21 protein-coding genes are annotated in these 25,153 nt (G+C 66.0%); 7 read left to right on the forward strand and 14 right to left on the reverse strand.

Annotated features, from left to right (window positions below; genetic code table 11):
* Positions 1–86: 86 nt before the first annotated feature.
* Positions 87–1,703: a GGDEF domain-containing response regulator gene (locus H618_RS0113560; protein WP_028695574.1), complete on the reverse strand. Its 1,617-nt coding sequence runs from the start codon at positions 1,701–1,703 to the stop codon at positions 87–89.
* A 293-nt stretch (positions 1,704–1,996) separates the two neighbouring features.
* Between H618_RS0113560 and H618_RS0113565 the strand changes: the two genes are divergently transcribed.
* The 4 genes from H618_RS0113565 (at position 1,997) to speA (ending at position 6,248) form a co-directional block, all read left to right on the forward strand.
* Positions 1,997–3,064: a DUF2333 family protein gene (locus tag H618_RS0113565; protein WP_028695575.1), complete on the forward strand. Its 1,068-nt coding sequence runs from the start codon at positions 1,997–1,999 to the stop codon at positions 3,062–3,064.
* A 1-nt stretch (position 3,065) separates the two neighbouring features.
* A complete protein-coding gene (locus H618_RS0113570; protein ID WP_028695576.1) occupies positions 3,066–3,605 on the forward strand; it encodes an NUDIX hydrolase in 540 nt (179 codons plus the stop codon).
* A gap of 207 nt (positions 3,606–3,812) precedes the next feature.
* Entirely contained in the window at positions 3,813–4,184 is a 372-nt protein-coding gene (locus H618_RS0113575) for a translation initiation factor Sui1 (protein WP_028695577.1), read from the forward strand.
* Between the two features lie 150 nt (positions 4,185–4,334).
* Entirely contained in the window at positions 4,335–6,248 is a 1,914-nt protein-coding gene (gene speA / locus H618_RS0113580; protein WP_028695578.1) for an arginine decarboxylase, read from the forward strand.
* A 72-nt stretch (positions 6,249–6,320) separates the two neighbouring features.
* Here the strand turns inward: speA and H618_RS0113585 are convergent, their stop codons facing one another.
* Positions 6,321–7,658 (reverse strand): MATE family efflux transporter, encoded by a 1,338-nt coding sequence (locus H618_RS0113585; protein ID WP_028695579.1) that lies wholly within the window; start codon positions 7,656–7,658, stop codon positions 6,321–6,323.
* A gap of 212 nt (positions 7,659–7,870) precedes the next feature.
* Between H618_RS0113585 and H618_RS0113590 the strand changes: the two genes are divergently transcribed.
* Entirely contained in the window at positions 7,871–12,772 is a 4,902-nt protein-coding gene (locus H618_RS0113590) for an alpha-2-macroglobulin family protein (RefSeq protein WP_028695580.1), read from the forward strand.
* Positions 12,773–12,829: 57 nt separating this feature from the next.
* On the opposite strand, the gene H618_RS0113595 is transcribed toward H618_RS0113590, so the two are convergent.
* Positions 12,830–13,123, reverse strand: a complete 294-nt coding sequence (locus H618_RS0113595) for a hypothetical protein (protein ID WP_028695581.1) — start codon at positions 13,121–13,123, stop codon at positions 12,830–12,832.
* A 65-nt stretch (positions 13,124–13,188) separates the two neighbouring features.
* Between H618_RS0113595 and pbpC the strand changes: the two genes are divergently transcribed.
* The gene (pbpC, locus tag H618_RS0113600) at positions 13,189–15,543 is read left to right on the forward strand and encodes a peptidoglycan glycosyltransferase PbpC (RefSeq protein ID WP_028695582.1); all 2,355 of its coding nucleotides are present in this window, start codon (positions 13,189–13,191) and stop codon (positions 15,541–15,543) included.
* A gap of 46 nt (positions 15,544–15,589) precedes the next feature.
* Here the strand turns inward: pbpC and H618_RS0113605 are convergent, their stop codons facing one another.
* The 8 genes from H618_RS0113605 to H618_RS0113640 all read right to left on the reverse strand — a co-directional run bounded on the left by H618_RS0113605 (position 15,590) and on the right by H618_RS0113640 (position 21,797).
* Positions 15,590–16,366, reverse strand: a complete 777-nt coding sequence (locus tag H618_RS0113605; protein ID WP_028695583.1) for a response regulator transcription factor — start codon at positions 16,364–16,366, stop codon at positions 15,590–15,592.
* 112 nt (positions 16,367–16,478) lie between these two features.
* On the reverse strand, positions 16,479–16,949 hold the full coding sequence (locus H618_RS0113610; RefSeq protein WP_028695584.1) for a prepilin peptidase: 471 nt from the start codon (positions 16,947–16,949) through the stop codon (positions 16,479–16,481).
* A 235-nt stretch (positions 16,950–17,184) separates the two neighbouring features.
* Positions 17,185–17,745 carry a DUF4136 domain-containing protein gene (locus tag H618_RS0113615; protein ID WP_028695585.1) on the reverse strand — a complete coding sequence of 187 codons (561 nt, stop codon included), beginning with the start codon at positions 17,743–17,745 and terminating at the stop codon, positions 17,185–17,187.
* Between the two features lie 17 nt (positions 17,746–17,762).
* Positions 17,763–18,398 carry a DUF4136 domain-containing protein gene (locus H618_RS0113620; RefSeq protein ID WP_028695586.1) on the reverse strand — a complete coding sequence of 212 codons (636 nt, stop codon included), beginning with the start codon at positions 18,396–18,398 and terminating at the stop codon, positions 17,763–17,765.
* Positions 18,399–18,422: 24 nt separating this feature from the next.
* Positions 18,423–19,172, reverse strand: a complete 750-nt coding sequence (locus tag H618_RS0113625; RefSeq protein WP_028695587.1) for a methyltransferase — start codon at positions 19,170–19,172, stop codon at positions 18,423–18,425.
* Entirely contained in the window at positions 19,169–19,474 is a 306-nt protein-coding gene (locus H618_RS0113630; protein WP_028695588.1) for a MazG-like family protein, read from the reverse strand. The genes H618_RS0113625 and H618_RS0113630 overlap by 4 nt, the downstream gene beginning before the upstream one ends.
* Before the next feature lie 83 nt (positions 19,475–19,557).
* On the reverse strand, positions 19,558–20,442 hold the full coding sequence (locus H618_RS0113635) for a MaoC family dehydratase (protein WP_028695589.1): 885 nt from the start codon (positions 20,440–20,442) through the stop codon (positions 19,558–19,560).
* Between the two features lie 2 nt (positions 20,443–20,444).
* A complete protein-coding gene (locus H618_RS0113640; protein ID WP_028695590.1) occupies positions 20,445–21,797 on the reverse strand; it encodes a 3-oxoacyl-ACP reductase in 1,353 nt (450 codons plus the stop codon).
* Positions 21,798–21,916: 119 nt separating this feature from the next.
* Here H618_RS0113640 and H618_RS0113645 point away from each other — a divergent pair, with 119 nt between their 5' ends.
* Positions 21,917–23,194 carry an acetyl-CoA C-acetyltransferase gene (locus H618_RS0113645; protein WP_028695591.1) on the forward strand — a complete coding sequence of 426 codons (1,278 nt, stop codon included), beginning with the start codon at positions 21,917–21,919 and terminating at the stop codon, positions 23,192–23,194.
* A 3-nt stretch (positions 23,195–23,197) separates the two neighbouring features.
* Here the strand turns inward: H618_RS0113645 and H618_RS0113650 are convergent, their stop codons facing one another.
* The 3 genes from H618_RS0113650 to H618_RS0113660 form a co-directional block, all read right to left on the reverse strand.
* Positions 23,198–23,788 carry a cytochrome b gene (locus H618_RS0113650; protein WP_028695592.1) on the reverse strand — a complete coding sequence of 197 codons (591 nt, stop codon included), beginning with the start codon at positions 23,786–23,788 and terminating at the stop codon, positions 23,198–23,200.
* Positions 23,785–24,393, reverse strand: coding sequence for a TetR/AcrR family transcriptional regulator (locus H618_RS0113655; RefSeq protein ID WP_028695593.1), 609 nt, complete (start codon positions 24,391–24,393; stop codon positions 23,785–23,787). The genes H618_RS0113650 and H618_RS0113655 overlap by 4 nt, the downstream gene beginning before the upstream one ends.
* 239 nt (positions 24,394–24,632) lie before the next feature.
* Positions 24,633–25,153, reverse strand: a 521-nt coding sequence (locus tag H618_RS0113660; protein WP_028695594.1) for a methyl-accepting chemotaxis protein, incomplete at its 5' end; no start/stop codon positions are given.

Genomic DNA, 25,153 nt, shown 5'->3' on the forward strand with positions numbered 1-25,153 from the left:
GGGCGCAGACAGTATTGCCAAGGTGTGACCGATTGATGACGGCGGCGGCTTGACGCCAAAAAAAAGTGGCAATTGGCCTTCAGTGGTCAGCAGTCGGCTTTTTCGACCCGATTGCGCCCGCCGTGCTTGGCCGCATACAACGCCTGGTCGGCGGCGCTGGCCAGTTCCATCACGTCCATGTCGCCCCTGAGCATCACCACCCCGGCGCTGAAGGTGCACTGCAACTGCTGGCGTTGCGCGGGGAAGTGCAGGTCGGCGAAGCGCTGGCGGATTTCGTTCAGCACGCCATGGGCGGCGTCCAGCTCGGTGTTGGGCATGACCACGGCAAATTCCTCACCGCCATAGCGGCCGATGCAGTCGCTGCGGCGCAGACGCTGGCGCAGGAACAGGGCCAGGGTCTTGAGCACGCGGTCACCCATCGGGTGGCCGTGTTGATCGTTGACCCGCTTGAAGTGGTCGAGGTCGAGCATGGCGAAACTCAGCGGCTGCTCGTCACGGCGGGCGCGGCTGCTGCAGTCTTCCAGCAGTTGCAGGATGTGCGTGTGGTTATACAGACCGGTGAGGCTGTCGCGCACCAGCCGGGTCTGCAGGTGGCGGGCACGGGCGGCGCGGTTGCGCACGGTGCTGATCAACTGCCGCGAGCGCACCGGCTTGGTGAGGAAGTCGTCGCCGCCTTCGCTCATGGCGTCGAGCTGTTTGTCGAGGTCGTCCTCGGCCGACAGGTAGATGATCGGCAAGCTCACGTAGCGCTCGTTATGCCGGATGACCTTGGCCAGCTCAGGGCCGGTGCAGGCCGGCATGTACATGTCGAGAATCAGCAGGTCGGGCTGGAAGTCGGCCAGCGCTTCCATGGCTTGCAGCGGTTCGGTCAGCACCCGTGTGTCGATGCCCACGGCATTGAGCAGGCGCTCGCTGTAGCGCGCCTGAGTGCGTGAGTCATCGATGATCAGCACCCGCAGCGGCTCGTTGTGGGCGGGGTGTTCGAGCAGCTCGATCTTCTCCAGCAGCTCTGACGCTTCCAGGCTGCCAGTGAGAAAACCCTGGCCGCCGGCACGCACGGCGGCCAGGCGCGAGGCGGTGTCGCTATCGTCGGCGCAGAAGAACAGCAGCGCGACCGGTTGTCTGGAGGCGTCCTGAATGTGCTGCGCCAGGACCAGTCCCTGGCCAGGGCCGGCGAAGTCGACATCCATCACGATCAGTGCCGGTGCGCGCTCGGCCAGGGCGCTGCGAAAGGCCTCGGCATCGGCCAGCGCCTGCGCTGCGGTGCCATAGAAGGCCAGTTGCTGGGCCAGGTGCTCGGCCTGTTCGCGGTCTTGCAGGAGGATGTACGCCGGCCTCGGCAGGTCGGGCAGCGGCACCTCTTCGAGCTGTTCGCCGCGGCGCAGGCTGGTGTGCGCCAGGCGTTCGAGCAGGCCGCGCAACTGCGCGGTCGATTGCGCGTCGAGCGGGCTGGCCTGCTCTTGCAGGGGTTGCAGGTGCTGACACAAGGTGCGCGCAAGCTTGGCCTGGGTCGGCAACTCGAAGCGCTCGGCGTCTTGCAGCAGTTGCTGGCTGGCGTCGTGCAGCTCGTTGACGGTACCGGGCGTCCAGCCATCGTGGGCCAGGCGCTGCCAGATTTGCAGGACATGACGAATACGCTGCAACACCCGCTGGGTGCACAACTGCTGGAGGCGATCGAGGTTTGCTGCGGCTGGCTGGTTCATCGGCACACTGCGGTAGGGGCAGCTAGATAGTGGCTCTATGCTAGCACTGCTTGCAGGGCTGTGACCGCGCTCCGTCGGGTAAAGTGCCATCGGCCATGCATTCAGTTGACGACCCCTGGGTCGCGTATGCGCATGGGAGTGTCTGCTTTATAGTGCTGCGCGTGATGAAAGCCGTGGCACCCTGACTGCAGCCTGCGGTCCTAACCCCAGGTTGTGTGGAAAAAGTACCTGCGCACTGCGGCGGCTTTGCCATAACGCTTCGAATTCGACGTGACTGACTAAGGACTATAGCCATGCTGGACTGGAAAAAACGCGAGGCCGCAGCCGAGCCCCGCGAGCGGGACGAATCCCGCAAAACCACCACCCGCAGCAAGCGCGGCGGCATCTGGGGTCGTACCCTGGGCATCGTCATCGGTGTCTACCTGCTGGTATGCATAGGCCTTAGCTGGTACTGGAGCCAGGAGCCCGAGCTGTTCCCGGTGCAGCAGAACGCGCAGGCCGCAGCGCAGCGTGATGGCCAGCAGATGGTCATCGGCTACACCACCGTGGAAACCCTCAAGACCGTCGCCGGCACTTTGCTCAACAAGCCGGGCGGCTACATCGCCAACGACCGTTTCCCACCAGGCCTGTGGATGGACAACATGCCGAGCTGGGAATATGGCGTGCTGGTACAGGTGCGTGATCTGTCCCGTGCGCTGCGCAAGGACTTCGCCCGTTCGCAATCGCAATCGACCGAAGACGCCGACTTGGCCAAGGCCGAGCCGCGCTTCAACTTCGACCACAAGAGTTGGATTCTGCCGTCGAGCGAATCGGAGTTCGAGGAAGGCATCAAGTCGCTGTCGCGCTACCAGGCGCGCCTGGCTGCCGGTGACAAGGGCGCGATCTTCTACACCCGTGCCGACAACCTCAACAACTGGCTGGGCGACGTCGCCACCCGTCTGGGTTCGTTGTCCCAGCGTCTGTCGGCAAGCGTTGGCCGGGTCAAGCTCAACAGCAACCTGAAGACCGAAGCCATCGTGCCCGGCCAGGCGCCGCAGGTTGACGAAGAGCTGGTTGAAACCCCATGGCTGCAGATCGACAACGTGTTCTACGAGGCCCGCGGTCAGGCCTGGGCACTGTCGCACCTGCTGCGCGCCATCGAGGTCGACTTCGCCGACGTGCTGGCGAAGAAGAACGCTACCGTCAGCGTGCGGCAGATCATCCGCGAGCTGGAAGCCTCGCAGGAGCCGCTGTGGAGCCCGATGGTGCTCAACGGCAGCGGCTTTGGCATGTGGGCCAACCACTCGCTGGTCATGGCCAACTACATCTCCCGTGCCAACGCAGCGGTGATCGACCTGCGTCAGCTGCTGTCGCAGGGCTGACATGCCGATCGACGCCAGCGAGGTCGCCCACCGGGCGGCCTCCGATGCCGAGCTGATCGCCTGGGTGGATGCCGACGATCAGCCGCTCGGCGCCTTGCCCCGCGCCGAGCTGCGCGAGCGCGGTCTGATCGGCCGCGGCACGTTCATTCTGCTGTTCAACAGCCAGGGCGAGCTGTGCGTGCACCGCCGCACCCTGAGCAAGGCGCTGTACCCAGGCTATTGGGACGTGGCCGCCGGCGGCATGGTCGGCGCCACGGAAAGCTACGCCGATTCGGCCGCCCGCGAGCTGGAAGAAGAGCTGGGGGTGAGCGGCGTGCCCTTGCAGTTCCACGAGAAGTTCTTCTTCGACCAGCCCGACAATCACCTCTGGTGTGCGGTGTTTTCGGCCGTGTGGGACGGGCCGCTGCGCTTGCAGCCGCAAGAGGTGCTCGAAGCGCGCTTCGTCAGCGTTGCCCAGGCCCTTGCCCACAGCCAGCAGCAGCCGTATTGCCCTGACTCTCTGGCGGCCTTGCAGCGCTACCGCCAGGCCAGTCACGGCTAGGCCCGCCTAGCGCTGGCCGAGGTCGCATAACCTGCGCAAAATGCCGCATTCCACTACTTGGGCGGCAGCGGATTTGTGGTTAAACTGCGCGCCCTTTTCGGGTTGTCATGGGTCCATGACAAAAGCGCCGCCCCTGCCAGAGTGGGGCATCGCGGTCGGCCCTGGCTCAGGCCCGATCAGTTTTTGTCCTCAGCAAGAGGCACAAAAGTGGCCAAGAAAGCCTCCTCCTTTTCCGCCCTTGGCGGTCTCGTGTTTTCCACCGATGCCGGTCGTCACTGCCCTGAATGCAGCCAACCGGTGGACGCCTGTACCTGTCATCAGCAGCGCGTCCCCGAAGGCGACGGCATTGCCCGCGTGCGCCGGGAAAGCAAGGGCCGCGGCGGCAAGACCGTCACCACCGTCAGCGGCGTGCCGCTGGCCGGCGACGAGCTGAAAACCCTGGCGAGCAACCTCAAGCGCCGCTGCGGCACCGGTGGCGCGCTCAAGGACGGCGTCATCGAGATCCAGGGCGACCACGTCGAGCTGCTCATCGCCGAGCTGGTCAAACTCGGTTTCAAGGCCAAGAAGTCCGGCGGCTGAAGCCGCCACGGGCAGGTTCGTCCAGTCCTTTCTAAACTCGTTGCTGCTTGAAGGGTCTACCCCAGAGCATGGACGAACCGTCATTTTCCGCTCCTACACTGCCTGCGCCCCCGGCGGGGCAGTGTCTTGACTCATCAATAGGGGACTTGAATGTCCGTACGACGCACACGCAAAGACGATGGCAGCCAGTGGACCGTGGCCGACAGCCGCAGTGTTTACGGTATCCGCCACTGGGGCGCGGGTTACTTCGCCATCAATGAAGCCGGGCGCGTCGAAGTACGCCCCAATGGCCCGGACAGCTCGCCCATCGACCTCTTCGAGCAGGTCGACCAACTGCGCCAGAGCGGCCTGTCGCTGCCCTTGCTGGTGCGCTTCCCCGATATCCTGCAAGACCGCGTGCGCCAGCTGACCGGCGCCTTCGACGCCAACATCGCGCGCCTCGAATACCAGAGCCAGTACACCGCGCTGTACCCGATCAAGGTCAACCAGCAGGAAGCGGTGGTCGAGAACATCATCGCCACGCAGAACGTCTCCATCGGCCTGGAAGCGGGCTCCAAGCCCGAGCTGCTGGCCGTGCTGGCGCTGGCGCCCAAGGGCGGCACCATCGTCTGCAACGGCTACAAGGACCGCGAGTTCATCCGCCTGGCGCTGATGGGCCAGAAGCTTGGCCACAACGTGTTCATCGTCATCGAAAAAGAGTCGGAAGTGGCGCTGGTGATCGAAGAAGCCGGCGAGCTGAAGGTCAAGCCTCAGGTCGGTCTGCGCGTGCGCCTGTCGTCGCTGGCGTCGAGCAAGTGGGCCGACACCGGCGGTGAAAAATCCAAGTTCGGCCTGTCGGCGGCGCAGTTGCTCTCGGTGGTGCAGCGCTTCAAGGATGCCGGTCTCGACCAGGGCATCCGCCTGCTGCACTTCCACATGGGTTCGCAGATCGCCAACCTCGCCGACTACCAGCACGGCTTCAAGGAAGCGATCCGCTACTACGGTGAGCTGCGTGCCTTGGGCCTGCCGGTCGACCATATCGACGTCGGCGGCGGCCTGGGGGTCGACTACGACGGCACCCACTCGCGCAACGCCAGCTCGATCAACTACGACATCGACGATTACGCCGCCGTGGTGGTGGGCATGCTCAAGGAGTTCTGCGACGCTCAGGGCCTGCCGCATCCGCACATCTTCTCGGAAAGCGGCCGCGCGCTGACCGCGCACCACGCCATGCTGGTGGTGCAGGTCACCGACGTCGAGAAGCACAACGACCAGGTGCCGATCATCGAAGACAAGAGCAGCCTGCCGGAAACCGTGCAGTGGCTGGTCGATCTGCTTGGCCCGACCGACATCGAGATGGTCACCGAGACTTACTGGCGCGCCACCCACTACCTGGGTGATGTCGCCGCGCAGTACGCCGACGGCAAGATCAGCCTGTCGGAAAAAGCCCTGGCCGAGCAGTGCTATTTCGCCGTCTGCCGCCGCCTGCACAACTCGCTGAAGGCGCGCCAGCGTTCGCATCGCCAGGTGCTCGACGAGCTCAACGACAAGCTCGCCGACAAGTACATCTGCAACTTCTCGGTGTTCCAGAGCCTGCCCGACACCTGGGCCATTGGCCAGGTGCTGCCGATTCTGCCGCTGCACCGCCTGGACGAAGAACCGCTGCGCCGCGCCGTGCTGCAAGACCTGACCTGCGACTCGGACGGCAAGATCAACCAGTACGTCGACGAGCAGAGCATCGAAACCAGCCTGCCGGTGCACGGCATCAACGAGGGTGAGGACTACCTGCTGGGGATTTTCCTGGTCGGCGCCTACCAGGAAATCCTCGGCGACATGCACAACCTGTTCGGTGACACCGATTCGGTGAACATCTACCAGAACGCCGACGGCAGCGTGTACCACGCCGGCATCGAGACCCACGACACCATCGAGGACATGCTGCGCTACGTGCACCTGTCGCCGGAGGAACTGATGACCCACTACCGTGACAAGGTCGCCAGCGCCAAGATCACCGCCCGTGAACGCACCCAGTACCTCGACGCCCTGCGCCTGGGCCTGACCCGTTCGTCGTACCTGTCGTCCTGATCGACCCGCTGCCCGCACGATGCGGCTGGCCGATAATTCGGTCAGCCGCGAACGGCCCTCCCTCCATTGCCCTCAACCCACCCACGCCCCACGCTGCTGCAAACGCCAGCCGATCCAGCCCAGCGTCAGCGCACGCAAGCCCATGAACGCCAGAAACGCCAGCCACAGCCCGTGGTTGCCCAGGCCGCGCAACAGCAGCGCCAGGGGCAGGGCGAGCAACACCGAAAGCAGCATGGCGTTGCGCATTTCCCGCGCGCGGGTGGCGCCGATGAACAGGCCGTCGAGCAAATAGCTCCACACCGCCACCAGCGGCAACACTGCCAGGTACGGCAGGTAAGGCTCAGCGGCGGCGCGCACGCTGGCGATGTCGGTCTGCGCCGCGATGAACAGATGCCCCCCGGCCAGAAACACCGCAGCGAACACCAGGCTGACCAGCAGCGACCAGCCGCCGGCGACCACCAGTGAGCGACGCAATACAGCGCCCTGCCGCGCGCCGATGGCGTGTCCGCACAAGGCTTCCAGCGCATGGGCCAGGCCATCGAGGGCATAGGCGGTCAGCAGCAGGCCGTTTAGCAGCAGGGCATTGGCCGCAACCGTCGCCTCGCCCAACCGCGCGCCCTGCACGGTGAGCAACAGGAATACGCATTGCAGCGCCAGGCTGCGCAGGAAAATGTCGCGGTTGACCGCCAGCATCGGTCGCCAGGCCTGCCAGCGGCGCAGCGCCGACCACACCACGTGCCCGGGGTAGGCGCGCAGAGCCGGGCGAGTCAGCGCCAGCCCCAGCAGCGCGCCGCTCCATTCCGCGATCACCGAGGCCCGCGCCGAACCCGCCACCCCCCAGTCCAGGCCGAGCACGAACCACAGGTTGAGGGCGATGTTGAGCACATTGGTGGTGAGCAGAATCGCCAGTGGTGCGCGGGCATTCTGCGTGCCGAGAAACCAGCCGACCAAGGCATAACTGGCAAGCGCCGCAGGCAGGCCGAGCAGGCGCGTGTGGAAGAAGGTTTCGGTGGCCTGTTGCAGCGCTGCGCTGGGCTGCATGGCTTGTAGCGCCAGGTGGCTGAACGGCAGCGCCAGCACCGCCAGCAGGGCTGCCAGCAGCAGCGCCAGCAGCAAGCCTTGCAGCAGCACCTGGCGCAACCCATCACCATCGCCGCGCCCCGCCGCCTGGGCCGCGAAGCCGGTGGCGCCCATGCGCAGAAAACCCATCAGCCCCATCATGAAGGTGAACAGCATCGCGCCGACCGCCACCGCGCCCAACTGATGGGCATGGGGCAGGTGGCCGATGACAGTGCTGTCGACCAGCGCCACCAGCGGCACGCTGATGTTGGAGAGGATCATCGGCGCGGCCAGCGCCCAGACTCTGCGGTGGGTGGCGCGGTGGCGCCAGTCGGCGAGCAGTGAAGGCATTGCAACTCCGAAAATGGCCAGGCCGGCTGCCTGGCGGGGCGCGCCATTCTAGCGGTCTGGAGTGTTCGCGACACATTTTGTAAAGTGCTTGGCAGATCGAGCAACCAAACCCTGCGAACAGGGTCTCAGCCCACGCACACCTGCGAGTGAATCGCTTCCCGGTGGGCTATAGTTGCCGCCCTCACGACCACGCTGCCGAAGAGTCTCGACCCATGTTCAACAAAGGATTGTTGCTGGCCTGTGCGCTGGCACTGCTCAGTGCCTGTGATTCCTCGACCTCCGAGCAACCCGCGCCGGCTGCCCCGCCTGCGGCGGCCAGCCCGGCGGCAGCACCTGCGGCCAAGCGCGAAGACCCGGCAGTTTTGGCCAAGCGCTACGCCGGGCGCGAGTTGAACGTGCTGGATGTCTCGGAAGTGCAGATCGACGGCGCCAGCGCGCTGTCGGTGAGCTTCTCGGCGCCGCTGGATGCCGAGCAGGATTTTGCCGCCAAGCTGCATCTGGTCGATACGGTCAAGGGCAAGGTCGATGGCGCCTGGGAACTCTCGGACAACCAGATGGAACTGCGGCTGCGTCACCTCGAACCGCAGCGCAAACTGGTGCTGACCGTCGACAAGGGCCTGCTCGGGGTCAACGGCAAGACCCTGGCCGATGAACTGGTGAGCCGTCTGGAAACCCGTGACATGCAGGCCACCGTGGGCTTCGCCAGCCGTGGCTCGCTGCTGCCGACGCGCCTCGCCGAAGGCCTGCCGGTGATCGCCCTGAACGTCGACAAGGTCGATGTCGAGTTCTTCCGCGTCAAACCCGAGATGCTTTCAAGCTTCCTTGCCGGCTGGGGCCGCAACAGCAGCCTGTACTACTACCAGTCCAAGGAAACCCTGGCCCAGGCCGACCTGGTCTACAGCGGCCGTTTCGACCTCAACCCTGCGCGCAATACCCGTGAAACCGTGCTGCTGCCCATCGCCGGGATCAAGCCGCTGCAAGAGCCCGGTGTCTACCTGGCGGTGATGCGCGCCTCGGGCACCTATGACTATTCGCAGCCGGCGACGCTGTTCACCCTCAGCGACATCGGCGTCTCGGCGCACCGTTACCGCGACCGTATCGACGTCTTCACCCAGGCCCTTGAAGGCGGCAAGGCGCTCAAGGACGTCAAGCTCGAACTGCACGACGCCAAGGGCAAGCTGCTCGCCGAGGCCAGCAGCGACGGCGACGGCCATGCGCAACTGCCGATCGATGCCAAGGCCGACACGCTGATCGCCACCCAGGGCGTGCACACCACCTTGCTGCGCCTGAGCGGCTCGGCGCTGGATTTGGCCGAATTCGATATCACCGGCCCGCAGAACAACCCGCTGCAGTTCTTCATCTTCGGCCCGCGCGACCTCTACCGTCCGGGCGAAACCGTGCTGCTCAATGGCCTGCTGCGCGACCAGGACGGCAAGCCGGTCAAGGCCCAGCCGGTTAACGTCGAAGTGCGCCGGCCCGATGAGCAGGTCAGCCGCAAGTTCGTCTGGGAAGCCGATGCCAATGGCCTGTTCCAGTACCAGTTGCAGCTCTCAGGCGAGGCGCCGACCGGCCGCTGGCAACTGCTGCTCGACCTGGGCGGTGGCCGTCAGCAGGTGTACGAATTCCTCGTCGAAGATTTTCTCCCCGAGCGCCTGGCGCTGGAGCTCAAAGGCAGCGCCACACCGCTGAGCCCCGAGCAGACTGCGCGCATTCAGGTCAATGGTCGTTACCTGTACGGCGCCCCGGCAGCGGGCAATCGCTTGAGCGGCCAAGCCTACCTGCGCCCGCTGCGTGAAGCGGTGCCGGCGTTGCCGGGCTATCAGTTCGGCTCGGTCAGCGAAAGCGACCTCAGCCAGGACCTGGAGCTGGACGAAGTTACCCTCGATCAGGCCGGCAAGGCCAGCCTGGACATCGAAAGCCGCTGGGCCGAGGCGCGCTCGCCGCTGCAACTGACCGTGCAGGCCAGCTTGCAGGAGTCGGGCGGCCGGCCGATCACCCGGCGCCTCGAGCAGCCGATCTGGCCAGCCGAGCGTCTGCCCGGCCTGCGCGGGCTGTTCGACGGTGAAGAGACCGACAGCGATGCTCCGGTGCAATTCGAAATCCTCGTGGCCGACCGTGACGGCAACAAGCTGGCCGCCGACGAGCTCAAGGTGCGGTTGATTCGCGAGCGCCGCGACTACTACTGGAACTACTCCCAGGACGACGGCTGGAGCTACAACTTCAACGAGAAATTCCTCACCCAAAGCGAAGAGGTGGTCAGCGTCAAGGCAGGTTCCACCACCAGGCTGAACTTCCCGGTGGAGTGGGGCCCGTACCGCGTCGAAGTCGAAGACCCACAGACCGGCATCGTTTCCAGCGAGCGCTTCTGGGCCGGCTACCGTGCCCAGGACAACGCCGAAGGCGGCGCGGTGCGTCCCGACCAGGTCAAGCTGGCGCTGGACAAACCGGCCTACAGCGATGGCGCCACTGCCCAGATCACCGTTACCCCGCCGGCTGCCGGCAGTGGCTACCTGATGGTCGAGTCGGCCGACGGTCCGCTGTGGTGGCAGGCCATCGAGGTGCCGGCTGAAGGCAAGACCTTCGAGGTGCGTCTCGACCCGAAATGGGCGCGCCATGACTTGTATGTCAGCGCCCTGGTGATTCGTCCCGGCGAGCGCAAGGCCAATGCCACGCCCAAGCGCGCAGTCGGTGTGCTGCACCTGCCGCTGCAACGCGGCGAGCGCAAGCTGGCGCTGACCCTGCAGGCGCCCGAGAAGATGCGCCCGAAACAGCCGCTGAGCGTGAAACTCAAGGCGCTTAACGCCGATGGCAGCGTGCCCAAGCAGGTGCATGTGCTGTTCTCGGCGGTGGATGTGGGCATTCTCAACATCACCGACTTCAAGACCCCCGACCCCTTCACCAGCCTGTTCGGGCGCAAGGCCTACGGAGCTGATCAGCTGGACATCTACGGGCAGTTGATCGAAGCCGGCCAGGGGCGCCTGGCGAGCCTGGCCTTCGGCGGTGACGCGGCCATGGCCAAGGGCGGCAAGCGACCCAACACCACGGTCACCATCGTCGCCCAGCAGAGCCTGCCGGTGACCCTGGATGACAAGGGCGAGGGCGTTGCCACGGTCGACATCCCGGACTTCAACGGCGAGCTGCGGCTGATGGCCCAGGCCTGGACCGACGAGCACTTCGGCGTCGCCGAAGGCAAGACGGTGGTCGCCGCACCGCTGATCGCCGAGCTATCGGCGCCGCGCTTCCTGGCCGGCGGTGACCGCACCCGGCTGGCGCTGGATCTGGCCAACCTGTCGGGGCGCGCGCAGCAACTGACCGTGCAAGTGCGCAGCGAAGGTCAGTTGAGCCTGACCGGCAGCACCGAACAGCAGATCAGCCTGGCTGAAGGCCAGCGCCAGACGCTGATGATTCCGGTGCAGGCCGAAGGTGGCCTGGGGCAGGGCAAGGTGCTGGTGCAGGTCAGCGGCCTGGAGCTGCCCGGCGAGGCGGCCAAGCCGTTCAGCCGTGAGTGGACCCTGGGCGTGCGCCCAGCCTACCCGGCGCTGCTCAAGCATTTCCGTGTGGCGCTCAAGGATCAGCCGTGGAGCCTGCCTGAGCAGGAGCTGGCGGCCTTCGAACCAGCGGGCCTGGAGGCGACCCTGGCGCTGTCCAGCCGTCCGCCGCTGAACATCGCCGAACAGATTCGCGCCCTCGAAGCCTACCCTTACGGCTGCGCCGAACAGACCACCAGTGGCCTGTACCCGTCGCTGTACGCCGATGCCGCCAGCCTCAAGCGCCTGGGCATCAAGGGTGAGGCGGCCGATGTGCGCAAGCGCAAGATCGAAGCCGGCATCGAGCATTTGCTCGGCATGCAGCGCTACAACGGCAGTTTCGGCCTGTGGAGTGCTGACAGCGAAGAGGAATACTGGCTGACCGCCTACGTGACCGACTTCCTCCAGCGCGCCCGTGACCAAGGTTACGGCGTGCCGGCCGAAGCGCTCAAGAAAGCCAACGAGCGCCTGCTGCGCTACTTGCAGGAGCGCAACCTGATCGAGGTCGAGGCCAGCGACAACGTCGAACACACCCGCTTCGCCGTGCAGGCTTACGCCGCGCTGGTGCTGGCGCGTAACCAGCAGGCGCCGCTCGGTGCCCTGCGCAGCCTGTTCGAACGGCGCGCCGACGTGCGCTCCGGCCTGCCGCTGGTGCAACTGGCGGTGGCCCTCGAACAGATGGGCGACAAGCCGCGTGCGCAAGAGGCCCTGCAAGCCGGGCTGGCAGTGAGCCGCAGCAAGGGCTGGATGGCCGACTACGGCAGCCCGTTGCGTGACCAGGCACTGATTCTGGCCCTGCTGGAAGAAAACAAGCTGGCCGGCAACCAGGTCGAGCAGCGGCTGTTCGCACTGTCGGACGAACTGGCCGCCAACAACTGGCTGTCGACCCAGGAGCGCAACGCGCTGTTCCTCGCCGGCCGTGGCCTGCTGGGCAAGCCCGAGGGGCAATGGCAGGCGCGTCTGGACAGCGCCGGCGATGTGCGTGAGCTGAACGACCAGGACGCCGGGCTGAAGCTTGAAGGCGCCATGCTGGCCTCGCCGCTCACCGTGCAGAACCAGAGCAGCGACACCCTGTACCAGCAGTTGACCCTGTCCGGCTACCCACGCCAGGCGCCCGCGCCGGTCAGCAATGGCCTGGAAATCCGCCGCGAGTACCTGGGCCTCAACGGCCAGCCGCTGAACCTGAGCAACCTGCGCAGTGGTGATCTGGTGCTGGTGCATGTGGCGCTGAAGGCCAAGCAGTACGTGCCCGATGCGCTGGTGGTCGACCTGCTGCCAGCAGGTCTGGAGCTTGAGAACCAGAATCTCGCGCAAAGCGCGGCCAGTCTGGACAACGCCAGCAGTGCGGTGAAGGAGTGGCGTGAATCGATGCAGAACGCCAACCTGGTGCACCAGGAGTTCCGCGACGACCGCTACGTGGCAGCGGTCAAGCTGGAAAGCTACGGCACCACCCACCTGCTGTACCTGGCCCGGGCAGTGACGCCTGGCAGCTACCGCATTCCGCCGGCGCAGGTCGAGTCGATGTACCGGCCAAACCTGCAAGCGGTGGGCGAGAGCCAGGGTGAGCTGGTGGTCAAGCCGCGTTGAGGCGAATCAGCGCGCAGAGCGGTCAGACGTTGCTGACCGCTCTGCGCGCAACGTGCGTCAGTGAATCACCCAACTCATCACCCACAGGCCCAGCACCAGCCAGATGATGCCCATGATCACCGAGGCGCGCATGAACGCGCGGATCGCCGACCACAGCAACAGCAGGCCGACGATCAGCGCCAGGATGCTCACCAGTGAGGTGTCCATACCCAGCGTGCGCGACAGGCCATCGATGAAATTACCGCCAGCGTTGGCCAGCAGGTTGAACAGGCCGCTCAAGGCATCGACGATGATACGAATCAACGACCCCAGCGCCTGGCCCAGCCATTCGAAAAAACCTTCTACATGCATGATTGCTTCCTGATGAACGAATCGGCGTCACGGCTTTGGCCATCATCCGGCCAGGTCGGTTCCCGATGGCAAGCGTAGCTCGCCTGAACCGCCGCGCAGGGCGCTGGTTGCGGCGCGGCGTGCTGAGCCTTGTGCTGCTGGTCGGCGGGTTATGGCTGGCCGACCGGATCTGGCCGCTGCCGCTGCCCGGCGATGACCTGGCGCGGGTGGTGCTGGCCGAGGATGGTACGCCGCTGTGGCGCTTTGCCGACGCCGACGGGGTGTGGCGCTACCCGGTCAGCGCCGAGCAGGTGTCGCCGCTGTACTTGCAGGCGCTGCTGACCTATGAAGACCGCTGGTTCTACCGCCATCCTGGGGTCAACCCCATGGCCTTGCTGCGTGCGGCCTGGCTCAACTTCAGCGGCGGGCGAGTGGTGTCGGGCGGCAGCACGCTGTCGATGCAGGTGGCGCGCCTGCTCGATCCGCACGACCGCACCGTGGCCGGCAAGCTGCGTCAGTTGTGGCGCACCGCCCAGCTCGAATGGCACCTGTCGAAGGCGCAGATTCTGCAGATCTACCTCAACCGCGCACCGTTCGGCGGCACCTTGCAGGGCGTGGCTGCGGCCAGTTGGGCGTATCTGGGCAAGTCGCCGCAGCACCTGACCGCGGCCGAAGCTGCGTTGCTCGCAGTGCTGCCGCAGGCGCCCAGCCGGCTGCGCCCGGATCGTCATCCCGAGCGCGCCCAGCGTGCTCGCGACAAAGTCCTGCAACGGCTGGCCGACTACCAGGTGTGGCCGCCCGAACAGCTGCGTGAAGCCCGCGAAGAAGCCTTGCTGCTGGCGCCGCGCCAGGAGCCGGCGCTGGCCCCGCTGCTGGCGCGGCGGCTGACCACCCCGGGCAGCCCGGCGTTGATTCACACCACCCTCGATGCCGCATTGCAACGGCGCCTGGAAGACCTGCTGCTGGGTTGGCGCGCGCGGCTCCCGGAGCGCACCTCGGCGGCGATTCTGGTGGTCGAGGCCAAGAGCATGGCGGTGCGCGCCTACCTGGGCTCCATCGACCTCGGAGATGCCCGTCGCTTTGGTCATGTCGACATGATCCACGCCTTGCGCTCACCGGGCTCGACCTTGAAGCCGTTTCTCTATGGCATGGCCCTGGACGATGGCCTGATTCACTCCGAGTCACTGTTGCAGGACGTGCCGCGGCGTTATGGCGATTATCGGCCGGGCAACTTCTCCATGGGCTTCAGTGGCCCGGTGTCGGCCAGCAGCGCGCTGGCGCTGTCGCTCAACCTGCCGGCGGTGCAACTGCTCGAAGCCTACGGCCCCAAGCGCTTCGCCGCGCAACTGCACATGGGCGGTGTACCGCTGGTGCTGCCGCCGCTGGCCGAACCGAACCTGGCACTGATTCTGGGCGGGGCGGGCAGCCGCCTGGAAGAGCTGGTCGGCGGTTATGCGGCGCTGGCGCGCCAGGGGCGCAGTGCCGAGATTCGCTTGCAGCCCCAGGCGCCGCTGATCGAGCACCGCCTGCTGTCGCCGGGGTCGGCCTGGATCATCCGGCGCATTCTCAGCGGCCAGGCGCGCCCCGACCGTGACCCGCACGCCGAGCTGGTGCAGCGCCCGGCACTGGCCTGGAAGACCGGCACCAGTTACGGCTTTCGCGATGCCTGGTCGATTGGCGTCGGCCCGCGTTACCTGATCGGGGTGTGGATCGGCCGCCCGGATGGCACGCCAGTGGCCGGGCAATTCGGCCTGGCCTCGGCTGCGCCGTTGATGCTGCAAGTGCACGACCTGCTGAGCAACCGTGACCGCCAGCGCGGCATCGTCAGCGCCAGTGAGCCGGTGCCGGCCAGCGTCGGCGTGGCAGCGATCTGCTGGCCGCTGGGCCAACCGATGGCGCGACAGGACGACAACTGCCGGCGCCAGCGCTTCGCCTGGACCCTGCAAGGCACCACGCCGCCGACCCTGCAAGCGGCCGACCAGCCGCTGGGCCTGGGCCTGCGCGAAACCCTGTGGGTGAATGCCCAGGGGCTGCGCGTGGATGCCGGGTGCCCCGGTGCGCAAGCACGCCAGGTGGCGCTGTGGCCGGCCCCGCTGGAACCTTGGCTGCCGCGTGCCGAGCGCCGCGCCGCGCGCCTGCCGGCCATCGACCCCAGCTGCCCACCGCAGGTGGCGGCCACTGCGCCGCCGCTGTCGATCGTCGGCGTGCGCAGCGGCGATCACCTGCGCCGCCCGGCGAGCGACAGCGAGCCGTTGCAGCTGCAAGTGTCGGCGCTAGGCGGGGGCGGGCGGCGCTGGTGGTTTCTCAATGGCCAACCGTTGGGGGAAAGCGTCGAGCAGCAGACCCTGACCGTGTCCTTCGAGCGCGCCGGGCAGTTCGAGCTAAGTGCTCTGGACGAGAGCGGCGAAACGGCGCGCGTGGCGTTTCAGGTCAGTGAGTGATGTGAGTGCCCTTCACAGGTAATCCGGTATCCCTCGCTTACCCCAATCAATGCGCCGTAAAGCGCTGATGCACCGGTGAACTGCGCGGGGTCAGGGCCAGGGCCAACTGGGTACGGTTGTGCATGTGGGTCAGGCGCAGCACTTGCGAGACGTACAGTTTCACCGTGTTCTCGGTGATGCCCAGTTCGCAGGCGATCTGGAAATTGGTCTTGCCCTTGCTGACCAGTCGCGCCACCTCCAGTTGACGCGGCGACAGTTTGTCGAAGATCGCCGGCAGTTCGGCATCGGCTTCGGCAGGATCGGTAGCGCGTCGTTGCAGGCTCTGTCCGCGAGCTTTCTCAAGATCGAGGTACAGCTCGTCGAGCGATTCGGCCAGTTCGTGCAGGCGCTGATTGAGGCTGCCCAGCTCGCGCACCTGGCGCTGGCGCTCGAGCAACGATTGCTCCTGGCGGCGCACCCCGCTGAGCAGCGCGTCGAGGTCGGCGGGCTTTTGGTAGTAGTCGGCGAAACCTTCGCGCAGGGCGTGGATGACCTGCTGTTCGTCGGCCTGCTCAGCCAACAGGATCGCCTCGAACAAACGCGGCCGGCTGTCGGCTGCCTTGAGCCGGGTGAGCAGTTGCAGGCCATCGGCGTCGGCCATGTGCAGGTCGCACAGCACCAGGCCAATGGCGCTGTCGCGCTGATAGCAGTCGACGGCCTGTTCGGCATTTTGCGCGGCGACGCAGCGATAGCCCTGACCTTCCAGAAAGGTGCTCAAGGCCGCACTGGCCGCCGTCTGCTCGTCGACCAGCAAGACCTTCACTTCACTGACAGCTTTACTCATGGACAACTCCCTGTCGTTTCACGGCCCTGATCCGGGGCCAGCCATATCGGCGATTGAAAAAGCGCTACGCGGCGGCCTACTCCAGGCCAGCACCGCATTTACCTGCGCGCCGCTACTGTATCCACACCGAGGTCAGCAGAAAGCCTGCGATCACATAGGGCACGAACGGCTGCTTGTCGTTCATTTGTTCTGCGAGTGCTTGCAGACGCTTCTTTACCTTGGGGTTGAGCAGCGTCCACAACCGCCGCCTAAACAGCATCCACACCACCACGCTGACCCCCGCGCCAATGAACGTGCCCAGCACGTAGTGGTGACTACTGGCCAGGGCCAACGCCGCCAGCAGCTTCACATCGCTGGCGCCAAGCCGGCCGAGCATGTAACCGGGCAGGGTCAGCAACATGACGATCGCCAGCCCCCAACCGGCATCGCTGGCTTCAGCGCCCAGCCAGCTGTGGCCGGTCATGAACAGCCAGATCAGCGCAGCGCCGCCCACACCCAAGGTCAACAGATCTGACACTTGGCGTTCCCGCACATCCTGTTCAGTACATAACGCGAGCCACATCAAGAGAACAATGCTCTGCATCGGCGGCCTTTCGTCCTTATTTTGGTAGGCGTTTTCCTTCAGGCCACGGCGGCCTAATGCTCAGGGTAGACGGGATCGCGCAGGCAGGCTTTACCGCTGGGAAAAAACTGCATGGCGAGTCAGATTCTTTTGCCGTTTATTGAGGTTTTTGCACGTGCAGGGGTGGGGAAAATACGCCGGGCATCGTCCCCAATGCCCGGTATGGCGGGGTTAAACACAAGGTAAGAGGGCACTATCAGCGCGGTGGATAGTTGGCCATCAACTGTGTGACTGTCTTCTGAATCGCCTGGGTGCGTTCCTGCGGCGTGGGCGGGTAGCTGTTCATCATCTGTTCAGCACTGCCGCGCCAGACCAGCTTGCCGTCGCGCCCATCGAATAGGTCGACCTGAATGGTCGCCACCTTGTAGTCGACACTGCGGGTCTCGTTGTACATCGGCCCGCCCCAGTAGCCGCCCCAATAGCCACCCCAGCCGCCGCCATAGTTGGTGGTGATTTCGCGTTGACGGTCTTCGACGATGAGATAGGCCTGGGCCTTGACGTCAGCCCGCGCGTTGCCTTGCACTGGACGCAGGCCGCGCTGGTCGAGTTGCTCGGCCACGGCCTGGCGAATGCGCTGCTCGGTGAGGTCGCTCTTGATGCGTGGATCGTCCGGGCGGTAGTGCATCGCCGGTTCCTGCCAGGCCCAACTGCGGTAGCCGGCAAAATCGCGGCTGGCGTCGTAATCCTGCTGAACGTTGTTGCTCGAGCAGGCGGCCAGCAACAGCGTGAATGACAGTACAGCGAGGCGTCGCATCATGACGGTTCTCCGAGCGATCAACGTGGGGGATAGCCGCTGAGGGCCTTTTGTACACTCTCGCGCAGCGCCGTTTCGCGCTCGCGGATGGTCGAACGGTCTGCGCCGCTTTCGGCGCTGGCGCTCCACACCGGCTGGCCGTCGCGGGCATCGAACAGTTCGATGTGCACCACGCTGACCTCCACCTGATACGTGCGCGTTATCGGCACGCTGCCATAGGCCCCGAAGCCGTTGCGGTAGCCGCCGTAACCCATGCCGCCGTAAGGTCCTGGGCCGTAGTACGGGTCGTAGCTGTCGTAGTCGCGCACCTGGCGCACCCGCCGTTCGACCCGCAGATCGGCGCTGACCAGCACATCGGCCTGGCCGTTGCGCGCCGGGCGCAGGCCCTGCTGATCGAGGCCACTGGCGATCACCTCGGCCAGTTGCGCCGGGTCGGTATTGGCGCTGGCCCTGGGCAGTTGGCCATTGCGCCAGGCCCAGGTGCGATAACGGCCATAGTCGCGTGCAGGTGCCGGGTAGGCGCTGGCGTCGAACGTGTTCGCCGCTTGCGGCGGCGCCGGCGGCAGCGGGCGGCTGCTGGCCACGTACGGATTGCTGCCCTGGCACGCGGCCAAGGTCAGCGGCAACAGCGCGAAGCAGAGGATGCGGTGGAGCATGACGGTCTCCCGGAAGCGGGCCGCTCAGCGCGGCCGGCAGATCCAGTGCAGGTAGCGCCCAAGGCCGGCGAAGGTGGGATGACGGCGGTGGGCCAGTTCCATTTCCAGCAGGTCGGGGAGGGCGGCTTTGTCCTGAAACGGCTTGGGCATGTAGTCGTGAAACACCCTGACGCCACTTTCCTGTTCGACCCGCCAGTTAGGTTCAAGTTGCGCCCGCAGTTCGCGTGGGTCAACTGGTCGCTGCGGCGTCAGGCTCTGTTTTTCCCCAGCCAGCTGATTGCTGCGCAACTTGCGGAAGTGGCCCTTGATGAGGTTGCGATAGACCAGCGCGTCGCGGTTGTAGAACGCCAGCGACAACCAGCCATCCGCCGCTGTCAGGTGATGCAGCACCGGGAGGATGGCCTGGGGTTCGGCCAGCCACTCCAGCACTGCATGGCACACCACCAGGTCGTAGGGTTCGTCGCAGTGTTCGCCCAGTGCCTGCCAGGGTGCCTGGATGAACCTGGCCTCACGCCGCGCCTCGGCAAAGCGCGCCCGGGCGCCGTCGAGCATGGGTTCGGCCGGCTCGGCCAAGGTCACCTGATGGCCCTGTTCGGCCAGCCACAGCGCCATATGGCCAAGGCCGGCGCCGATATCCAGCACCCGCAGTGGGCGCGCGGGCAGGGCTTCAGCCAGATCGGCCTGGAGCACGGCCAGACGAATGGCACCTTTGGCGCCGCCGTAGATTTTCTCGGCAAAGCGTGTGGCCAGGGTGTCGAAATGGCGGTCGTTCACTTGGCGAACCGCCGTTCGCTGTCGGCCAGTTTGGCGCGCACCACTTCATTCATGTCCAGGCCCAGCTCGCTGCACAGCAGCAACAGGTACAGCACCACATCGCCGACCTCCTGGCCGGCGTGGGCCAGTTGCTCGGGCGCCAGTTGGCGCGACTGGTCTTCGCTCGACCACTGGAAGATTTCCACCAGCTCGGCCATTTCCACACTGGCGGCCATGGCCAGGTTCTTCGGGCTGTGGAAGCGTTGCCAGTCGTTGTTGTCGCGGATGCGGTGCAGGCGTTCGGTCAGTTCTTGCAGGTTCATGGGGCTCTCCTTGGGCGCATAGCTTCAGGCGAGCCCCACGGCAAATCAAGCGCCAGCGAGCGTGAAGCTCACCGAGCGGCGCTTCACAGCACCGCCCAGCGTCCGCTCATGTGCAGGCGTTGCTCGCTGCCGTGCAGAAGCAGCTCACCGGCTGGGCCTGCTTCGCTGGCGCTGAGCACCACTTCGGCCGGCAAGCGTATGGGTTTGTGGAAGTCGACCTCGAAGCGGTAGCCGCTCTTGGGCAGGTGTCCGCGCAGCGCGGCCAGGGCCATGGCCTTGCTCCACATGCCGTGGGCGATAGCGCTGGGAAAGCCGAACAGACGTGCGCTGGCCGCGCTCAGATGGATGGGGTTGTAGTCGCCCGCCACCTTGGCGTAGCACCGGCCAATGTCGGCATCGGCGTACCAGCGCGAGGCCTCTTTGAGCGCGGGGGCCTCAGCGTCGGGCGTCGCTTCGTCGGGCGACGCCTCGCCGTCTTCCTCGCTTGCCGGCGTCTGCTCGAGCTTCAGGCCGCGCACCAGCATGCGGCTGGTTTCCCGCCAAAGCAGGCCCAGGCCGTCTTCGCCCTCGCTGATCAGGTCGAAGGTGCCGCCCTTGGCGTGGGGTTGCAGGTTTTCTGCCCACACCGACATGCGCAGGCCCTCCAGACCACCTAGCGGGCGACGCACTTCGACGCTGTTGTGCAGGTGCACCAGGCCAAGCAGCGGGAAGGGGAAGTCGCTGCTGGTGAGCAAATGCAGTTGCAGGTTGAACGCCATCACATGCGGATAGGTTGCCGGCAGGCGTCCGTCGTCGGGGAAGTGGCACAGGCGCTGGTAGGCGGCCAGGTTATCGGCCACTACCGGCAGGTAGCAGCGCAGGCCGCGAGTGGGTAACTCGCTGCCGCTGATCTTGCGTTTGCCGACCGCGCGCAGGTACAGGCTGGCGCGTGAGTCGGGGTGGTGCAGGTCGAGCCATTGCCGAGTCATGCTCATGCTCCCATCAATGCCTGGCCACAGACCCGCAGAGCCTGACCGCTGACTGCACCGCTGCCCGGCTGGCTCAGCCAGGCCACGGCTTCGGCGACATCCTGTGGCTTGCCGCCCTGGCCCAGCGAGCTCAGGCGGCGTCCGGCTTCGCGCAGGCCCACGGGCATGGCGGCGGTCATGTGGGTTTCGATGAAGCCGGGCGCCACAGCGTTGATGCTGGCGCCCTGGGCCGCCAGCAGCGGCGCCCAGGCCTGGGCCAGGCCGATCAGCCCGGCCTTGCTCGCGGCATAGTTGGTCTGCCCGCGGTTGCCGGCGATGCCGCTGACCGAGGCCAGCAGCACGATACGTGCATCGGCGCCCAGTCGACCGCTATCGAGCAGCGCCTGGGTCAGGCGCTGCGGCGCCTTGAGGTTGACCGCCAGCACCGAGTCCCAGTAATCCGGGGTCATGTTGGCCAGAGTCTTGTCGCGGGTGATGCCGGCGTTGTGCACGACGATGTCGATGCCTTCGGGCAGTGCGTCGAGCAACTGCTCGGCGGCATCGGCGGCGCAGATGTCCAGGGCCAGGGTGCGGGCACCCAGGCGCGCGGCCAGCGCTTCGAGGTCCTTGCTGGCGCCGGGCACATCGAGCAGCACCAGCTCGGCACCGTCACGCGCCAGGGTTTCGGCGATCGACGCGCCAATACCACGCGCCGCCCCGGTGACCAGCGCGCGACGCCCGGCCAGCGGCCGGCTCCAGTCCTGCACCTGGGCGGCGCAGGCTTGCAGGCGCAGTACCTGGCCGGAAATGAACGCGCTTTTCGGCGACAGGAAAAACCGCAGTGCGCCTTCGAGCTGGTCTTCGGCATCCGCGCCGACATACAGCAACTGCGCCGTGGCGCCATTGCGCAGCTCTTTGGCCAGCGAGCGGCTGAAGCCTTCCAGCGCGCGCTGGGCGATGCTGGCCTGCGGGTCATCGAGCTGCTCCGGGGGGCGACCAAGAATCACCACATGGGCACAGGGCGCGAGGCTGCGCAGCAGCGGCTGGAAGAATTCGCGCAACTGCCGCAGTTGCTCGCTGTCGGACAGATGACTGGCGTCGAACACCACTGCCTTGACCTTGTTACCCAGGCCCGCGACCCAGGTCGGTGCCTGCAGCTCAGCGGTCTCGAAACCGTAGAGCTCGTCGCTCAGGCGTTTGGCGAAGCCTTCGACGCGTGCGATCAATGGCCCGCCACCCAGCAGCAGGGCACCGTCGACCGGTCGCATGCGCCCGGCCTGCCAACGCTCCAGGGCGGCTGGACGCGGCAGGCCGAGGGCATCGACCAGGCGTCGACCGAGGTTGGAGTTGGCAAAGCCGATATAGCGATCGCTCATGGGAAGGGTCTCCGTGAAGGGCAAACATGCAGTGTGGACCACCTGCGTCGGTGGGTCGTTCGAATCAGGGAAAAACACCTAGTCTGTACCGATCAACAGGTTTCAGGAGGAACCAGCATATGGCTTCAATTCGCCGGGTCGCGATTCTGGGCGGCAACCGCATTCCCTTCGCCCGCTCCAATGGCGCCTATGCCACCGCCAGCAACCAGGCGATGCTCACCGCTGCGCTGGAAGGGCTGGTCGAACGCTACCGCTTGCAGGGCGAGCGCCTGGGAGAGGTGGTGGCCGGGGCGGTACTCAAGCACTCGCGGGACATGAACCTGACCCGCGAGTGCGTGCTCGGTTCGCGTCTGGCCCCGCAGACGCCGGCCTATGACATTCAGCAGGCCTGCGGCACTGGCCTGGAAGCGGCGCTGCTGGTAGCCAACAAGATCGCCCTCGGGCAGATCGACTGCGCGGTGGCTGGCGGCGTCGACACCACCTCCGATGCGCCCATCGCCGTCAATGAAGGGCTGCGCCGTATTCTGCTCGCGGCCAGCCGCGGCAAGACCCTGGGCCAGCGCCTGAAACCCTTCCTCGGCCTGCGCCCCGGCCACATCAAGCCGGAGCTGCCGCGCAATGGCGAGCCGCGTACTGGGCTGTCGATGGGCGAGCACTGCGAGCGCATGGCGCAGACCTGGCAGATTCCCCGCAGCGCCCAGGATGCCCTTGCGCTGAACAGCCACAAGCAGCTCGCTGCCGCCTATGCCGAGGGCTGGCACGACGATCTGCTCACCCCCTACCTGGGCCTGGTGCGCGACAACAACCTGCGCCCGGACCTGACCCTGGAGCAGCTCAGCCGCCTGAAACCGGTGTTCGAGCGCAGCGAAAAAGGCACCCTGACCGCCGGTAATTCGACGCCGCTGACCGACGGCGCCTCGCTGGTGCTGTTGGCCAGTGAAGAGTGGGCAGCCGCGCACGATCTGCCGGTGCAGGCCTACCTGGTCGATGGCGAAACCGCTGCGGTGGACTTCGTCGATGGCAGCGAGGGGCTGCTGATGGCGCCGGTGTATGCCGTGCCACGCCTGCTGGCGCGCAATGGGCTGAGCTTGCAGGATTTCGACTACTACGAAATCCACGAAGCCTTCGCCGCCCAGGTGCTGTGTACCCTCAAGGCCTGGGAAGACGATGAGTTCTGCCGCAGCAAACTGGGTCTGGATCAGGCACTGGGCGCCATCGACCGCAGCAAGCTCAACGTCAAGGGCAGCTCACTGGCCGCCGGCCATCCATTCGCCGCGACCGGCGGGCGCATTCTGGCCCACCTGGCCAAGCTGCTGAGCAAGGCGGGCAAGGGCCGCGGGCTGATCTCGATCTGCGCTGCCGGCGGGCAGGGGGTCACGGTGATCGTCGAGCGCTAGCGCTCAGGGCAGCATGCGCCGCAGGGTGTCGTCGCGGCGCACCGCATGGTGGTACAGCGCGGCCAGCACGTGCAGGCCCACCACGACCCAGGCCAGCCACTTGCCGACGAAGTGATGCACGACATCGAGCGGCGCTTCGAAGGCTTCCCAGCTCACCGCGTAGTGGTTGCTGATCCAGCCGAACAGCGCCGTTTCGTTGAAGCCGGTGACGCTGAACAGGCCGTAGTCGGTGTTGGCTCCGGTGCCCAGATAGCCGGTCAAGGGCATGAGGATCAGCAGGCCATACAATCCCCAGTGCGCGACCCGCGCCAGACCATGCTCCAGACGCGAGCCTGGCGGCGCTTCAGGTTGCACGTTGAGCGCGCGCCAGAGCAGGCGTGGCACCACCAGAAAGCCGACCAGCAGGCCCAGCATCCAGTGCACGTTGAGCACTGGCCAGGCTTCGGGCGACTCATCGTCCATGAACCAGATCACGTAATACACCACCACATAGGCGGCGATGAAGGCCGCGGCGCTGGTCCAGTGCAGCCACTTGGCCAGCCTGCCGAACTGCGTCGAGGTGTTGCGCCATTGGGCGCTGTTGACGGTACTCATGGGTGTTCTCCTGTGACCCGCAACCCGTCCAGCAGACGCTCGAGAGCGTCCAGTGCCTGGTGCAGGCGTTCATTCAGATCGGCGTCCGGTTCGGCGATCCAGCACGAGGCCTCGGTGACCGCCCCATAGATCATCCGCGCCATGACCGGGGTCGGCAGCGCTGCGATGACGCCATCGGCGAGCAGTTGATCCAGCGCCGCCTGCAGCTCGGCGACCCCCAAGGATTGCGCGGCAGCGGGCACGTCACCGAACACGGCGCGGGCATCCTGCAGGATGATCCGGCGAATCTCCGGCTCCAAGGCCAGTTGCAGGTAGGTGCGGCAACGTTGGCGGAAGCCTTCCCAGCGGTTCGGCGCCGCCGCCGATACCTGGCGCAGGTGCTCGTTGACCTCGGTTTCGATTTGCTCGATGACTGCGATCAACAGCCCTTCCTTGTTGCCGAAATGGTGGTGCAGCGCGCCGCGGGTCAGGCCCACGGCGGCGGTGAAATCATCCATCGAGGTATTCGCGAAGCCGTGTTCGGCAAACGCGCTGCGCGCCGTGGTGATCAGCTTGGCGCGCGTCTCTTCGATCATGTGGGCGCGACTACGGCGTGCTTGAGCCATGCGACCTTCCTGAGCCATTGACATACGGCGCGCATGCTATTGGCATACGACGCGTACGTCAATTGCTTGTGGAGTGGCTTGAGAGGCTCTGGGTAGGGGGGTTGCGCGGTTGTGGCGCGGCCATGCGCAGTCTGGATTTGGCCGGCTGTGCCGGCCATTGGCGAATAACTCCGCTCCTCCACGGTGGTCTGGAGGCTTCAGCCGCGAAACCAGGGCGCAGCCCTGGTATCCGCTCAGGATCAGGTGCGGAATCGCCGCACCAGCGAATCCAGCTCGTTGGACAGCCCTGCCAGGCTTTCGGAATCCTGGCGCGCGGCCTGGGCCAGTTCGGCCACCAATTGCGCATCGCCATGGATCTGGCTGATATGCCGGTTGATGTCCTCGGCCACCTGGTGCTGCTGCTCGGCGGCGGTGGCGATCTGGGTGTTCATGTCACGGATAACATCCACCGATTCGCGAATCTGCCCGAAGCTGTCGCGGGCCATGCCGATGCGCGTCACCGACTGCACCGATACCTCCAGGCTGGCGTGCATCTGCTCGGCCACCTCGGCGGTGCGGTTGGCCAGGTTGCCGAGCAAACCGTCGATTTCCGCGGTGGAGTCGGCGGTGCGTTTGGCCAGGGCGCGCACTTCATCGGCCACCACGGCAAAGCCGCGGCCCTGTTCACCGGCGCGGGCGGCTTCGATGGCGGCGTTGAGCGCCAGCAGGTTGGTCTGCTCGGCAATCGAGCGGATGGTGCCGAGAATCGACTGAATGGCGT

Origin of the sequence: Pseudomonas cremoricolorata DSM 17059 = NBRC 16634 (genome assembly GCF_000425745.1) — a bacterium.
GTDB lineage: Bacteria > Pseudomonadota > Gammaproteobacteria > Pseudomonadales > Pseudomonadaceae > Aquipseudomonas > Aquipseudomonas cremoricolorata.